At 54.6% G+C, this 15664-nt stretch carries 12 protein-coding genes; 2 read left to right on the forward strand and 10 right to left on the reverse strand.

The genetic code is table 11. The features are described from left to right. Positions 1–50 precede the first annotated feature (50 nt). The 4 genes from Q4579_RS17935 to Q4579_RS17950 form a co-directional block, all read right to left on the reverse strand. On the reverse strand, positions 51–260 hold the full coding sequence (locus tag Q4579_RS17935; RefSeq protein ID WP_211646920.1) for a cold-shock protein: 210 nt from the start codon (positions 258–260) through the stop codon (positions 51–53). A gap of 293 nt (positions 261–553) precedes the next feature. Continuing rightward, complete coding sequence (locus Q4579_RS17940) at positions 554–1018, reverse strand: chemotaxis protein CheX (RefSeq protein WP_211646921.1); 465 nt, start codon at positions 1016–1018, stop codon at positions 554–556. A gap of 36 nt (positions 1019–1054) precedes the next feature. Further along, on the reverse strand, positions 1055–1501 hold the full coding sequence (gene zur, locus Q4579_RS17945) for a zinc uptake transcriptional repressor Zur (RefSeq protein WP_303566051.1): 447 nt from the start codon (positions 1499–1501) through the stop codon (positions 1055–1057). A 243-nt stretch (positions 1502–1744) separates the two neighbouring features. Then, complete coding sequence (locus Q4579_RS17950) at positions 1745–2635, reverse strand: neutral zinc metallopeptidase (RefSeq protein WP_303566052.1); 891 nt, start codon at positions 2633–2635, stop codon at positions 1745–1747. 519 nt (positions 2636–3154) lie between these two features. On the opposite strand from Q4579_RS17950, the gene Q4579_RS17955 reads away from it, so the two are divergent. Next, on the forward strand, positions 3155–4735 hold the full coding sequence (locus tag Q4579_RS17955; RefSeq protein WP_303566053.1) for a S8 family peptidase: 1581 nt from the start codon (positions 3155–3157) through the stop codon (positions 4733–4735). 229 nt (positions 4736–4964) lie between these two features. Further along, positions 4965–5366, forward strand: coding sequence for a DUF3597 domain-containing protein (locus Q4579_RS17960; protein ID WP_303566054.1), 402 nt, complete (start codon positions 4965–4967; stop codon positions 5364–5366). Here the strand turns inward: Q4579_RS17960 and Q4579_RS17965 are convergent. The 6 genes from Q4579_RS17965 to Q4579_RS17990 form a co-directional block, all read right to left on the reverse strand. Beyond that, the gene (locus Q4579_RS17965; RefSeq protein ID WP_303566055.1) at positions 5363–5674 is read right to left on the reverse strand and encodes a hypothetical protein; all 312 of its coding nucleotides are present in this window, start codon (positions 5672–5674) and stop codon (positions 5363–5365) included. The genes Q4579_RS17960 and Q4579_RS17965 overlap by 4 nt on opposite strands. Further along, positions 5667–7304 carry a hypothetical protein gene (locus Q4579_RS17970; RefSeq protein ID WP_303566056.1) on the reverse strand — a complete coding sequence of 546 codons (1638 nt, stop codon included), beginning with the start codon at positions 7302–7304 and terminating at the stop codon, positions 5667–5669. The genes Q4579_RS17965 and Q4579_RS17970 overlap by 8 nt, the downstream gene beginning before the upstream one ends. Positions 7305–7335: 31 nt before the next feature. Beyond that, entirely contained in the window at positions 7336–8436 is a 1101-nt protein-coding gene (locus Q4579_RS17975) for a VWA domain-containing protein (RefSeq protein WP_303566057.1), read from the reverse strand. Further along, complete coding sequence (locus Q4579_RS17980) at positions 8433–10847, reverse strand: DUF5682 family protein (protein ID WP_303566058.1); 2415 nt, start codon at positions 10845–10847, stop codon at positions 8433–8435. The genes Q4579_RS17975 and Q4579_RS17980 overlap by 4 nt, the downstream gene beginning before the upstream one ends. Continuing rightward, positions 10840–11937, reverse strand: coding sequence for an AAA family ATPase (locus Q4579_RS17985; RefSeq protein ID WP_303566059.1), 1098 nt, complete (start codon positions 11935–11937; stop codon positions 10840–10842). The genes Q4579_RS17980 and Q4579_RS17985 overlap by 8 nt, the downstream gene beginning before the upstream one ends. Before the next feature lie 64 nt (positions 11938–12001). Then, a complete protein-coding gene (locus Q4579_RS17990) occupies positions 12002–15655 on the reverse strand; it encodes a DUF4132 domain-containing protein (RefSeq protein WP_303566060.1) in 3654 nt (1217 codons plus the stop codon). Positions 15656–15664: the final 9 nt, after the last annotated feature.

A 15664-nucleotide genomic window follows, 5' to 3' on the forward strand; every position in this document is an offset into this window, starting at 1 on the left:
CAAAACGCCGCTGCTTGCGGCGTTTTTCATCGATTGCGCATGCCTTTCGGTTAAGACAGGGCGACCACTTCGCTGGCCTGCGGACCTTTCTGGCCATCAGTAACGATAAACTCTACGCTTTGGCCTTCTTTCAGGGTACGACGACCTTGTGCCTGAATTGCACTGAAGTGAACAAAAACGTCTTTACCATCAGTACCAGAGATAAAGCCAAAACCCTTTTCATCGTTGAACCATTTGACGGTTCCTGTCAGTTTGCTCATTTGAAGATTTTTCCTTTGTAATCTTATTTCCTTGCGTTACCCGAAGGCAGGCAACACGAATGCTATTGATAGGTATCATGGTATGCAAGTTGATGCCTTAACAGCATTTCCAGTCTAGATCGTAACCGAATCCGGGGGCAATCCTTTCTGAAGGAAATATGCAAAAAGATGAGAAGGGCGTTGTAAACTCAGTTATTTTTATCTTGCGCGAACTGGGGACAACAGGGAAGCGGATGGGCAGAGCGGTCAGGCCAGTATGTACTGGCCCGAAAAACGAACGGCTTGAAAGGGATTTAGCGGTCAAAGCTGATTTCGATGAAGGCTTTGCCGTACTCAGATTCAAACGGCATGATGATGATCGCACCTTCACTTTTATGGGTGATGGTATGGCCGCGACCAGACACGACGGCAGGCGTGGCCATTTCAAAGTCATAGCCTTTTTCAGACAGAATGCGCTTGGCACCGCCTGTCACCATATTGGTGATTTCACCGACCATATCGGTCACTTCATCATTAATGCCATTCGGGCGTTCGCCCAGCATTCGCTGCATAATTTCCAGTGCCAACCCTTCATCGAAGGTGATGGACATCGAACCTCGTGTTTGCGGGCCGATCATACCGATCAGGCCGGAAACATCACCACGGGCGATTTCATCTTTTTTCAGCAGAGGTTTTTGCGGGGCCAGCTCCATTGACGCCATGGTCTTGAGCACATTCAGCAGAGAGGCCAGAAACGGGTTTACAAATTCTGCTCGCATAGGATCCGGGTTGCCTTGTTGTTGAACGGAAACGGACTACTTCTTACGTTGGCATGCCTGGCACACACCGTGACTTTCCACCACATGGTGCGCAATCTGAAAGCCTTGTTGTTGTGCCTTTATTTTTAGCATTTTTGCCAGCTCGTCGTCGTGACATTCCTCCACATGACTGCATTCATCACAAATCAACAGTTGTGAACAATGGTCGGCATGTTCGGGTAAATGGCATGCAATATAGCTGTTTGTGGACTCCACTTTATGAACAAAACCCTGAGCGAGCAGGAAGTCGAGTGCACGGTAAACAGTCGGCGGCTTCGCCTGAGGCTCGGACGCCCGAAGCAAATCAAGCAGCTCGTAAGCACTGATAGAACTGCGATGCGAGAGAATCAGTTCCAGTACTTTATGACGTTGCGGCGTCAGCCGGACTCCACGTTGTTCACAGAGTTGCTGAGCCTGGTTCAGCAGTTGCATATGATTTGCCATACTTCCTCAAAAAAAGCGACGAGCAACATAGTCTATCATAGCATTTCAAAAACCCAGCTCAGAGAGACACAATCGCACGGATATGGAGAAAATTTTCGTGTAACTGATCACATTCGAAGCAGTTTTTACACACAACGCGCGGGAAATTGTGTTTGAGAAGATTGTCAAAAGACTCGGTGCCTTTGCTGAGCAAAGGCACCGCAGTCGCTGATCAGAACAGGAGGGATGTCGCGAAGCGCGAGACTAAGGCTGAGTCTGAAAGGTATCGCAGTCTTTGGGGTTACCGGATGCAAAGCCTTTGCGGAACCAGGCAACACGCTGCTCAGAAGTTCCATGGGTAAAGGCATCCGGCTGAACGGCACGGCCTGACATTTCCATCAGCCGATCATCGCCGACCGAGCTGGCCGCCTGAATCCCTTCTTCTAAATCACCAGTTTCCAGAAGTTGCATGTCATTGTGAACATAATAGCCCCAGACCCCTGCATAACAGTCGGCCTGTAGTTCCAGCATCACACTGAGCTGATTGGCCGCTGTTTCACTGGCTTGTTGCTGTAACTGAGCCACCTGTTTACTGGTGCCCAGCACATTTTGTACATGGTGCCCGACTTCATGTGCAATCACATAGGCAAACGCAAAATCACCGGGCGCACCTAACTTTTTCAGCTCTTCCATAAAGCTCAGATCCAGATACACCTTGCTGTCAGCCGGGCAATAAAACGGGCCCGACTGAGCCTGTCCCATCCCACAGCCGGTTTGGGTAATGTTGTGATACAGCACCAGCTGCGGCTCTGGATATTGCCCGTTCAGCAGCTTATTCCACACGGTTTCCGTGGTGCCGAGGATAGCAGCGACAAACTGGGCATTTTCATCATTGGCCGCGGTTTGGCCATTGCCCGTGCCCTGTTGCTGTACCTGCCCTGGTGCCTGTTGAACATCCATCGTACTCATACCACCGGTAAAGTACTGGTAAGCCAGATAAATCCCGCCAACCACCAAGATCAGTTTGCCTACTTTGGTGCGCAGTAAAAAAGGCAGAAATCGCAGCAATCCTGCCACTGCCATGCCGGAACGGGCAGGCCCCTGACCCCGCCTGTCATCAATGTTTGTACTTTGTTTGGTATTGCGCCAGCGCATAAGAACCTCCGGAGCAGCGGCGATGTACCGATTAAGTCTGATCGATTTCAGGGATTTTTCCTGTTACACACTGAGACAAGGGGTTGTCTTCAGAACCCCAGAGGATTCACTTCGGACATAGCCAAAATATTCTGCTTATCAAATCATGGTGAAATGGAATTTTTTCCTGCTGTAAACTCTGGAAAACGAAACTTCTGGGTGATTTTTGCTCGTTTTGTATTTATCTATTTGTAATGTAAGTGTTTATTGTTGGTTTATTATCTGTCATCAAAAATGAACAATTTTCAGACCGAAAAAATACATCGCATCTATTGCCTTTCAGCCCTTTTAAAACAATGCGTTATTTAGTTTTTGTTGTGGGTCGCATCCTTTATGTAACTCACAAACACTCTGTTACAGCAGAGAAATTCAGAATGATCCGCTGATGCATAAGTGAAATGTTGCGTATAGCTTTGAATGGATGCCCGCGGTGAGAGGCAGCATTCCAACTAAACGGAACGATCAGGAAAAGGATTTATCATGCTAAAAACAATGCTAGGTTGCTGTATCACGTCTGCACTGGCGCTCTCCAGTGCTGCTGTCTGGGCTGCGGATGCGCAGGCCACGGAGAATGGCACATATCAGGCGGCACTGATTCAGGCTGCACCTGAGAAAGCGATTGCCAATCAGTACATTGTGGTTCTGAAAGAACCGGCGTTCATTGCCAGTGATCAGGCAGCCCGTGCCAGTTTTGTGGCCTCTCAGGTGGAAAGCCTGAGCGCCGTTCATGCCGTCAGTGCAAAACGTGTTTTTGATACTGCGCTGAGCGGCTTCGTTGCAGAGCTGACCCAAGATCAGGTCGATGCGCTGCGTCAGGACGGTCAGGTTGATTATATTGAGCAGGATCAGATCATTTCTATCGACCCTTTGCTCCCTGAAGCCTTCAATGCCCAGCAGTCGAATGCAACCTGGGGATTGGATCGGGTGGACCAGCGTAATCTGCCCTTGGACGGCAATTACGTCAGTCAGTATAACGGCACAGGTGTCACGGCGTATGTCATTGATACCGGGGTGACCACAACACATGCTGAGTTCGGCAATCGTGCCCGTTCGGGTTACGACTTTGTCGATAACGACGCGGATGCGAGCGACTGTAACGGCCACGGGACCCATGTTGCAGGAACCATTGGTGGCACACAGTATGGTGTGGCGAAAAATGTCGATATCGTTGGTGTGCGTGTCCTGAGTTGTACCGGTTCTGGGACGACGTCGGGCGTTATCTCCGGGGTAGACTGGGTGAAGCGGAATGCCAGCGGACCATCGGTTGCGAATATGAGTCTGGGCGGTGGCATTTCAACGGCACTGGACAGTGCGATTAACAGTGCGATCAGCGCTGGTGTCAGCTTCATGCTGGCAGCAGGGAATGAAAATCAGGACGCCTGTAATGTTTCTCCAGCACGGGTTGCAGCTGGGGTGACTGTGGGCTCGACCACACGTTCAGATCAGCGTTCAAGCTTCTCGAACTGGGGTAACTGTGTCGATATCTTTGCTCCGGGCTCGTCGATTACATCCGCCTGGTATGACGGCAGTTATAAAACCATCAGTGGCACCTCCATGGCAACCCCGCATGTTGCCGGTGTGGCCGCGCTGTATCTGGATGAGAACCCAGGTCTGAATCCGTCGCAGGTGGGTCAGTTACTGGCCGAACGTGCCACAAACGGAAAAGTGACCGATACCCGGAATACCATCAACAAGCTGGCATACAGCGGTACGGATGTCGGTGGTGGCGATCCGGGCGATCCGGATCCGGGCACAGACGGTAAGCTGGAAAATGGCAAGACAGTCAGCGGTCTGAGCGGTCAGTACAGCAGCGAGCAGCACTTCTTTATTGATGTACCGGCAGGCAAGCGATTGACCGTCACTTCGTCTGGCGGCACCGGCGATGTGGATCTCTACGTCCGTTATGGTCAGAAAGCCTCGAAGTCCAGCTGGGACTGTCGCCCCTACCGTTATGGCAACGGCGAAACCTGCACCATCACCCCCACACAGTCTGGCCGTTATCACGTGATGCTGAATGGGTTTAACGCCTACAATGGCGTCTCTCTGACGGCGAGCTTCTGATTCGTTTGAATTCATCTATTTGTAATGCGCCTCTGCCATCTGGCCGGGGCGCATTTTTGTCTGCGCATTTGGTCAGCAAAATTGTCGATAAAATGGGACGTCATCTTTCCGGTGGTTTGGCTAGCTTTTGTTCAAGCTGAATCGCTTCTTGCAAGTGAAGTTCAGTGACCCTTCTTATCCCCCATCAGGGGTGTCAGTGGCCTGGATCTGCGGATCCTGAGGAGTAGTCATGGGTTTATTCAACGATATTCTCAACAAATTAGGGTTCGGGAAAAAGGCAGCGCAGACCCCACCGCCATCCGAGAATGTAACTTTTGCGCCGGATTCCCCGGTGTCCGATACGGCATCGCCACCCGATGCGCCGGCAACCGAAACCGTGGATGTGGTGGCACAATTAGAAGCGATGGCCAGCAGCCATCCAGAACCATTGAACTGGAAAACCTCCATCGTTGATCTGATGAAACTGCTGGGTCTCGACAGCAGCTTCACAGCCCGGAAAGCGCTGGCCACTGAGCTGGGTTGCCCGGCGGATAAAATGGCGGACTCCGCACAAATGAATCTGTGGCTGCACAAAACCGTGTTGCAAAAGCTGGCGGATAACGGCGGAAACGTACCACCTGAACTGCTTTAATCCAGCGCGTCCTGCGCCGTTTCACTGTAAGCGGCGAGCTGTTGTGCGACCGTCAGGCGCTTGAGCAGGTGCATATTCATCAGCAATTGCTGGAAGGCCTGTGCCTGCTCACTGGCAGTGCGTACGGGGTCAGTTACCTGAGCAGCCAGCGCGGCCAGATCGGGAAAACCGAGCAGTTCAGCCTGCGTCTGCCAGTGTCGGGCCAGTTGAAGATTGTAGGTTGCCGGAGTATTCAGGCCCTGGACCAGATAACGTTCTGCCCAGAATTGCCAGTCCTGAATGAAAGTGGTCAGGGTGAATTCAGTCATGTGAGTGCCCATTCTGGTGATGCTGCTGCATGAGGGTGTCGTCGAGCAGGGTGATGCACTGAAATGTCGGATGACCCTGCCCCGTTTGCCAGCGGCCAAACAGGACCGCGTCGGTAGCGGCATTCCAGCGCTGCTGCAGATCCGCTGACATCGTATCCGCCGGAACCCTGACCCTGATGTCATGTCCGCAGAGGCTCTGGCAACTGGCCTGCCATTCACCCAGAGCCGGTTCGGCATGTAAAGGCCGTCTGGACTGCGTCACCACCCAGCCCAGATAATCCCGATGGGCTGGCGCTGTTGGTGCGACAAGTTTACCAGCCAGTTTCTGCCATTGCGCCTGAATGGACAGGGCGGGCAGGGCGCGCAGCATGGCGAAGGTGACGGGGCGCAGCAAATGGACATGCCGGGTTTGTGCGGCATTGATGCTGCCGTCTTCGCTGATCGCCCCTGCAAATTCAAACTCCCGGAACTGCGCCGCACTGAGCGGATGCATCACCAGCCGGCACTCGTGAAACCCCTGTTGCGGTGACCACGACGGATCGAGCCCTGCCTTTCGGCTGGCTGCGACGGTATAGAATTCAGCCGATTGCGGATCATAGCAGTAATACCGGAACCCCCGTCCACGTTGTTCATCCTGCCAGAACACTGCATTTAAGCCGATGAGCGTCATGCTGGATTGCGGGCGATATAACCGGCGATGCTGACCGGCAAGTTCTCTCAGCGGCTGCGGCAGCAAAGGCTGGCTGAGGGCATTCAGATTCAGCAGTACGTCAGCGATTTGTTCCAGCAACCGGCTATGGGAAGCTTGGTAGTGCTTTTGCTGCAGCAGGCGCAATGTCGAGATCAAGCCACCAAGCAGAGCCGCAGGCTTGGGCAAATCGGCCTGATTGAGTTCGGTGCTGTAACCGGCACCCTGATCGATCTGAGCCTTCAGTGTTTCCGTGGTGCCAGTTTTCAGCAGGGTTTGCAGCCAGGCCTGTACCGTGTTCACCAGTTCGGCCTGCTCCGGATTCAGGCGGTCCAGCTCGATGTCTGCTTCAGCAGAAAAGGTGTTGTGCGCGACAGAAAATGCCAGAATTGCCAGTGCCCGGTGTGTGCATGGGGTCTCTTGGCAGTTACACAGCACGGATGCCCATTCGCCGGTCGCGGGGAAGTGCAGCTGATAGGTTTTCTGACTGTGCAGGGTCACCTGGACGACGCAATGATTGGGTTGAGTCTCAAAAGTGACCAGCGCACCTTTCTGGTACAGCTTGATCGCCTGTGTCGCGTTGCCACGGCCATAGGCCTGATCGAGGGCCTCGCGAGAGCGGATACACCAGCGTTCGGCTTCAAAAGGTGCCGCCGATACGGTGGTGTCCGTGGCATTCAGTTGGCGCAGTTTCAGCAAAAAAGCAAGCTGATGGACGCAGCTGCCCAGCGTGCCGCACTGGCAAGTGAATTGCGCCAGATCTGTGCCGGATAAGGTGACATCGACATGGTCGATCCTGAGGGTCAGCGGCAGCGCCGGATTCGCGCTTGAAATGTCCGGGCTTTGGTCTGCCAGTTTCCCGGCCCGGCGGAACAGCCCTTTGCTGGTCCAGTTAATCAGGTATTCATCGGTGAGCTGGCGGGTCCAGTCGGATAAGTGCATGGTGTTTTCTCTTTGGTGTATTGTGCACGGATTACCGGATCACATCGGCAACCCATTGGCTCAGGTGTTCCGGTGTCATCGATGCAATTGGCATGTCCATCTTGAGTAAACGATCAATGATCTGATGGTCATAGCTGGCGGCACCGTTGGTCTCCATGGCGGTCAGGCCCAGAAGCGTCACCCCGGCTTCCTGCATTTTCGCAACCTGCTGATACAGATTGGCCGGGGAGCTGCCCTCATAAAAATCACTGATCAGCACCACGATGGAACGGTGCGGCTGGGTGATCTGTTCCCGGGTATATTGCATGGCTTTGCCGATATCGGTGCCGCCGCCCAACTGCACAGACAAGAGATTTCGGACCGGATCATCAATTAAGTCCGACATGTCGACCACCCGGGTATCGAACAGCACCAGCCGGACGTTCAGCACGGACAAACGACAGAAAATAGCCGCAATGACGGTGGCATGGATCAGGTTGTTCACCATGGAACCGCTCTGATCGACCACCAGATGGATGTCCCAGCACACTTGGCTGACCTGACTTTGGTAGAAAAACATCCGCTCCGGCAAGATCACCTGTTCGTCCGGCTGATAATGTTTGAGGTTTCGCATCAGGCTGCTGCGCCAGTCCGTGAGGGCAAAGGGCATTTTCCGGCTGCTGCGAAAGGGGGTCCGCTGACGGGCAAAAGGGGACTGAACCGGTTGGGCCAGTACGGCTTCCAGATCGGCGCATACCTGCTTCACGATGGCTTCGATTTCATTTTCCAGTGCAGGCGGGATCTGTGAACGAAAAGACAGAATGGTCTGCAATAACCCGATGTCCGGTTTCAGGGACGCCAGCATGTCTTTATCCAGCAAGAGTTCCTGAATGCCGTATCGGTCAACCCCATCTTTTTGCAGGATGTCTGCGGCTGGCACAGGAAAGGCTTTCCGGACCTGATTCAGCCAGGTGACGGGTTTGGGCATTCCGAAAGCGGTGCCTCCCGACAAGCCATTGCGGTCATGATATTCGTTGACGTACAGGGTCTCGAGGCATTCATCCCGGATGGCGTCCTCGCCGGATAACGGCTGCGGGTGCGCGTTACCCAGGATCAGTCGCCAGCGTCGGGACAGTTTTTTTTGTGTACTCATACTGGGATCCCCCAATGCGTCTGAGTCTGACGCAGTTGTTCTTTCAGCGCCTGTGCCGCCAGCAGTGTTTCTTCTGTGATTGCTGGTGTCTGTCCGGGAAGTCCGGGGACGTGTTCTGACAGGCATGTCTGGCTGAAGTCTGCGGCTTCTCTGGGGGTGAGCTGAGTAAACGCACGCCGCAGGGCCGGCAGACAGGTAAGAAAGGTGGTTTCATCCAGCAGAGATAGCTGGTGATTCAGTGCAGGTAACACTAGATCGGGCTGGAACAGCTGATTCTTGTTGGTGGTCAGCAGGCCGAAGAGAAAATCGCCGATGGCCGAGGGTTCACTGTGCTGACGGGAAAATGCCCGGGCCAGACAAGTCTCCAGTGAGTCGGGCAGTCGTTCATGGCGGAGCAGGACACCAGCACAAGCACCGGTCAGCAGGGCGGAATCTTCCTGCGGATAACAGGCTTCAATGGCATCGATAAAATAGACCGCCGGACACAGCGACGGATACTGCTGGGTCATGGCCGACAGATCGGCCATCCATTGCGCGCAGGTTCGGGCGTCATAGCTGTGGTCGATGCGCGGCAGGCGGGTGCAAATCCGGATAAAACTGTGCCGGATGAGCCCGGCCAGATCGTCGGTCGATACCCGGCTGAAAATGCCGCTGCCGTGATAGCAGGTCAGCAGGATGTGCAGGGACTGATGCAGGGCGAACAGGTTGGTCTCCTGTTCCAAGAGCTGCTGAACCCGGTGAAAGATAGGCAGCAGCCATTGCTGGATGCCCATTTGCATGGCCTGCAACAGCAGGTGGACCATGTCTGTCGCGCAGGGGTCATCCTGTTCAAACGCGACTTGCAGCTTGTTGCGAGCGGCATCGATGACACTGGCGCCCAGATGGCTGGATTCAATCAGTGCGGCGTCTGTTTCGGTCTGCCATTGGCACTGCCAGCGTTCCCGCACCAGATGCAGAGATTCAGGAACGCTGGCATCTGGACCGGCAATCCGGCTGGCGTAAGGGATCGCCAGAAAACGCAGGCGATGCAGAAACTGAGAGACGGCCTGATGTTTCTGTTTGCGGTAAATCGACAAATCTTTTCTGACCGTGCCTGCCTGGAAATCTATCGGCAGCCCGAGTTGCGACGTCAGCAGCCGGAAGTCCTGAATCAGGGGCGCGACGGGTAATCCCGGGGGGACCTGGCCAATGGCCGGCGTATCAAAGAAGTCATCCAGCCAGCGGCGGAAATAAGTGTCCGAAGGCTGGTGGTTTTTCATCAGTGTGGCAGTCAGTGATTCCCGCAGTTCGGATCGCCCGGCCGGGATCCCACGCAAAGCGGACAGTTGTTGGCACATCACCAGTGCGTCGGTGAGTTGTGGCAGCGCTACGGGATGGCGGTGTTGTTTCAGAAAGCTCATCCATCCGGCAGCCAGTTCCGTGTGATAGCTTTGTGTAAACTGGTCCGGCAGCGCGTCCGGGTACCGCGACAATTGTTGCCAGAGCTGATGATAATAGCCGCAATCGGTCAGTCCCGCCGGATAGCCCTGTTTCTTGCTGAATCGGTTCAAGGCATAAGGGATCAGGTGAGAACCGGTTTCCCAGTGTTCCGGCAATGGCTCGCATGGTGGTTCTGAGGCTGAAATCTTGGCGTCGGATGCCAGAAAATGGGCGATGCCCAGACAGTGATAGCCGCCGCAGACCACCAGAACCCGTTTCCCTTCAGCCAGATAGGGTTGAATCTGTTGTGCCATGAACTGTTCACGCTTCAGGGTCTCCGGATCGCTGTCGACAGACAGGTTTCGCATCATCAGACAAAAGTGGTGCATCTGCGTGAAGAAGGCATCCGGGGCCAATGCACTGGCAGATTCAAAATGGCGATCCCACCACTGGTCAAAGTCGTCACAGCGGCTTTCGGCCAGCAACGCTGCGAGATATTCGCCTTCTTCGAGTTTTCTGTTGTCGTACAGCAACTGATCCCGTTTGGCATCGGCATGATGGTCGGGCGTTCGCGCGGCATAGGGCAAATCAATAAACTGGCAGGGCACCTGCGCCTGTTTTGCCAACCGGATGGCCTGCCACTCCGGCGACATGTCCGCAAACGGAATAAAAACCCGGCTGGCTCTGAGTTTTTGCGCCGATGATTCATCGGCCTCGTCGTCAGACTGGGCGGACAGATCGGCGGTGCTGTTATCCCGCAGATAGCTGTAAATCGCCAGCGGCAGCGTCGTTTGCTCGTTCTGCAGGAATGGGATCAGGAAATTGGCGTCATGCGGTCCTTCAATCAGGACGACGTCAGGCTGATGCTGTCTGAACAGGCGGCCCAGTTGCCAGCTGCACATCGGGCTGTGATGGCGCACCGGTGCCCAGATTAACTGCGGTTCTGCCCGGAGCATTGCCAGACAGGCCTGTAATGGGGATGAATCAGACATGGTTCCGGCACCCGTCCACAAATGCCTGCCATTGCGGATCATCGGCCCGTTGCCGTTGAATCACGCGAATGTAGTCGTGAAAACAATCCCGGTCTTTCTCGTTGTCTTTGATGATGGTGCCGAGCATGAACGAGGGTAAATGCCCAGCGGAAACTTGCTGGTCGCCGAAATAATGACTGCTGATGGCGGCGTTGTAAGCAACGTTGATCGCTTCGGCCAGCGACAGCAGTGTGGTCGGAGAGGTCACCGATAATCCGGAGACATTACCGTGACGTAATTCGTCAAAAACGGTGATCAGCAGCTCGGTGGTCTCCTGATCGATCTGAATGTCCAGCGCATCTTGTTGTAAGCGACGATTGACCTGGGTCATCACCAGTTCTGTTTTCTGTTTTTTGGTGCGGATGGGTTGCAGGGTTTCAAAGTTGAAGCGACGCTTCAGTGCCGAAGACATCTGATTCACGCCCCGGTCATGCAGGTTGGCCGTGGCGATGATGTTAAAGCCGGGCTGGGACAACAGGTATGCTTCGTCGCTGTCTTTCAGCTCGGGGATTTGCAGGATACGGTCGGACATCACCGGGATCAGGTTGTCCTGAACCTCGGTCGGGCAGCGGGTGATTTCCTCAAACCGCATCAGTCGGCCCTGTTTCATGGCCTGAAAGAGCGGACCGGGAACCATGGCATCCAGACTCGGCCCGTCTTTGAGCAGGGCGGCATAGTTCCAGCTGTAGCGGATATTCTCCTCAAACAGCCCGGCGCTGCCTTGCACGGTCAGGGTACTCTGGCCGGAAATGGCGGCGGTGAGTAATTCAGACAGCAAGGATTTGGCCGTGCCCGGTTCACCGACCAGCATCAGTCCCTGCTGGCTCATCAAGGTGACGATGGCGCGCTCTACCGCGGCGTCGTTGCCGTATATTTTGCGGCTGATGGGCGTGTCCTGAACCGGCTCGTTGTTGCTGCCGAGAATGAAGGTCCGCACCATGCGCGGGCTGAGCTGCCAGCCCGATGGCTTCGGGTTCTGATCTGCGGACTGAAGTGCTGCCAGCTCTTTGGCATACAGGGTTTCCGCAGGAAGTCGTTGTCCATTTTGCATCGTTTTTCTCTCGTCGAATTTGGCTTGTGGGGCCGCCAGTCAGGGGCTGGCGGCCCGGTCTGGATTACCGGAAGGCGCTTTTGGCTTCCAGCAGTAACTCGCGGGCAACCCGTGTCGGGAGATCGTCGACCGCCAGACGCAGGTTGGCGTATGCCTTGTCCTGTAAGTCGTCGTAAACGTAACTGCCCCGCGGTAGCTGGCCCGTGCGGTAAAATTCAATGGTTTTGGCGGTGACGCTGGGTTCATCGCTTTCGTAGCCGTCACTGCTGTGCCAGATGTCTTCATCGAAGGTGATTTCGATCCCCACACTGAGGCCATCCAGTTCTTTGTAGATTTCGTCAAAAGAACCGCCATCCCTGACGGAACCAACCGACCAGCCGTTTTTACGCAGCCGGTTGATCACGGTCGCAGGCGATTTTCGGCCAAAATCTGACACTTTGTACTGAGTACTCTTGGTCGGCTTGAGCTGAACCGCCTCTCGTGTCAGCTGGCTAAACAGGGGCGTCAGATGCCAGTCATCAAAATAACCTTGCCAGGCGGCCAGTTGCTCCGAAGACAGCTCCGTCGGATGCACCAGGCCGACTCTGGCGTCCGGCTGGATCGCAACCGGTTCATCTGCGGTATCCACTGGGGTCGGATTGGGCAGGAAAGTGCGGATGAGCTGATCATCTTCATAGATGCCCCAAACGAGTTGTCCGGCAATTTTGTGCATCACCGGGTTGCCCAGAAACAGCGTACGCCAGCCGTCAAAGGACCAGGTTCGCCAGGCAACGAACGCATCTTCCATGCGTTTCACCTGCAGTTCGACCATGGCTTTCAGCAGCTTTTTCCGGGTGTTGAAGTGTTGTTTGGCTTGTGCAGCCTGCTCGGCGTCATCGTTCTGTTTTGGCTTCGGCAGGGTTTTGCTGAGTTTGCCGTCTGGCTTGCGGATCACGAATTTGAGTTCGTCATTGAGGATCAGCGACAGGGTTTGGCCGCAGTAGTCGAACGGGATCTGATCGCCGTCAAAGCCCAGATCGTCCACCAGCTGATCCCCGAGCTCTTCAGGCGTGATCCCGGCTTGCCTGGCGCCGATGACAAAGGCTGCCCGGGCGGCATCTTTCACGCTTTGTTTTTTACTGTGGCGGCTGATGCGGTCGATCACCATGAAAGCGATCGTCTGGTGACTCAGGCCCATGAGTTTCATGGTATGACCCGCCAACTGGTGCTTCGAGCCACCGGCATATTTTTCAAGCAGCGTTGCCAGGGCTTCCATCACACGGGTATCGCCATGAATGGCCGGAATTGCCAGCAGCCATTTGTTTTTGGCTGTGATTTTTCCGCCGTAAGCGCTGAGGAGACTCAGCGCGAATTGTGCCAGCGAATCGGGTGTGAAAGCGCTGGCAATGGCACGGGCTTCCTGAGGGAGGCGATAACCCTCGTGGTGCTGATAAATCAGACAAAGCTGCATGACCGCATCATGTGCAGGTTTGCCATCGGTCCGGACCGGCAGGTGCAGCGGCTCGAAATCCACCGGTGATTTTTTCGGCGGGTGATAGTTGCTGGCCAGATAGGCATCGAGGTCAAACTGCCCGGCCGTATTGGTATCCGTAGCTTTGTTATATAGGGTACTGAGATCAATCGGACCATGTTCGATCAGCAGGGCACGGGAAGCCGCGGCACTGACTTGGCCAAACAGCTGACGGGCGGTTTGCATATTCACGCCAGCTGTACAGATGAGTTCGATGGCATGCACCTCCTGCTGGGCGCTGAAGGTCGTCAGGTCGTGAATCATCTGTTGGATGACTGCAGCCCGAATCGGCTGCGGTAATGCGTTTATGCAGTCCTTCACTGCGGCAATGACGCCTTTGTGCTTGTCTTTCAGCAGGGTAACCAGCAGCTGCGCTTCTTCCGGATCCGTGATCTGGCCTTTGAATAACGGCAGCACAATGGCTTTCAACCTTGCGGGCAATGTGGTCAGCTGTTGAATGACGGCCGCGCCATGCTGATGCAGATAGTGCAGTTCATTGGCCGCGATATGACGGCGGAATCTGACGTTGTGCCATTCATACTCGTCTGAGCGGTGGTCGTTGCATTCGGCAAATGATTCGGCAAAGTGGGCGTAAACCGGGAAAGCGATGGCCTGGTATTCTGGCCGCTCAAGCACAATCTCTGAGATCAGGCGATGTGGGGTCGCTGTAAATTTCCGCTCAGCTGCGTAAAAGAAGTCGGCAAAAAGCGCGTTGTTTTTCCCGTTCAGCATCACCCGGGTGAGGCTTTGCAACGGCCGATCTTCCAGGTAGCAGACTTGCGGGAATTCGCTGTCTTCTGCAAGCCGAAGCGCAAGCGTGCTGCTTGCTTCCTCATGTTCCCCGGTCACAAGGTAATCTGCGAGCTGCGCTGCATCCTGTGCATTGGCTGTCAGCGTCGGGCTGAAGGACAGGATCCACTGCCGATCGCGTTCGGCTTTCAGTGCGGCCAGTTGGCCGCCAGCGGCAAGTCGGTTCAGTGTGTAGTCACCCCGCCGTTCAGTCATCGCATCGCGCGGTTCGAAACCATCCCAGATGGTTTGGGCACCGTAGGTTTCAATCAGTGCCATCAGAATCTGATCATGCGGGTTAGGTTTTCGTGCATCGGCCGGGATGCGATAGAACGAACAGGCATAGTGTTCAATGCTGTAACGGGCAATGAACGCAACGAGGGGCGCCTGAATGTCCGGGTTTTCGGCCACGGCTTGATTGAGTGCTTCCAGAACTTCACGTTTGCTCGACCACCGGCATTCGGGAAAATAGCCTAACCTGAGCTGTTTTTTAAACCCAATCGAAGGTTCCAGCCGGAAGACGAGTTCCTTCAGATGGTTGGCCGCAACAGACTGATGGACGATGGGATCTTTACTGTTGTAGAGAAAATGGAATAAATCAGTGAAATCTTCGTCAGCTTCCAGCAGGGTATAAGCGGCCTGCTGATGATGAAAAAGGGGCTTCCGGTGCAGATGCGCCCGGATCAGCGCTGGGGTCTTCGCCCAGTCGCCCTGCCCGCGCAGCAGCTCGGTGAGCGCTGTGATTGCTTCGACCGGCAGTGCTGCCCGATACTGGCTGATCTTGTTTTTGTCCAGTTCATCGGCCACGGGGAACGTTTCACAGTTCAGATAATCACTGGTTAAATCCTGCAGGTAAGTGATGAGCGCTTCTTCAAAATGCGCGGCGTCACGTCGCACCAATGCCTGTTTCATTTCAGGAAATAAAATTCCCCGGCAATACAGGTGGTGAGGCCAGTGATAGTGGCCGTGGGTTTGATGACGCTCATCGGCGAAAAATGTGCGCAGGTCGTCCTCTCTGAAGATGGATCGAAGCTGGTTGATCCCAGCATCCGTGCCGAAGTCGTCGGTGAATATTTCCGTCATGAGTGAAAAATCGGCTTTGATGCAGTCCGAAAATGTCGGCATGATGGTGCGGAGTTTATTGATTCTGACACTTTTGAGCCATTGCTGATCTTGGGTCGACAGGACCAGAGCGTGCAGGAAGCGCGCAATGTGGTCCGGGGTATCGTTCAGCGTTGCCAGCATTTGATTGAGAAAGGTTTCTAAATAAAAAGGAGGTAAGCTGGGGGTTGTCTGAAACTGATTCAACCCGGCATTGCTGTACACAAAGTCGCGGATTTTTCGGATGGCTTCGACATCGTCCGGGCAATCGCACAGCGGATTGTCCTGGAGCTGGTCGAGTACCGTGCTGATATTCATGGTGTTGTC

The sequence above is a fragment of the Photobacterium sp. 1_MG-2023 genome (genome assembly GCF_030547945.1).
Lineage (GTDB): Bacteria > Pseudomonadota > Gammaproteobacteria > Enterobacterales > Vibrionaceae > Photobacterium.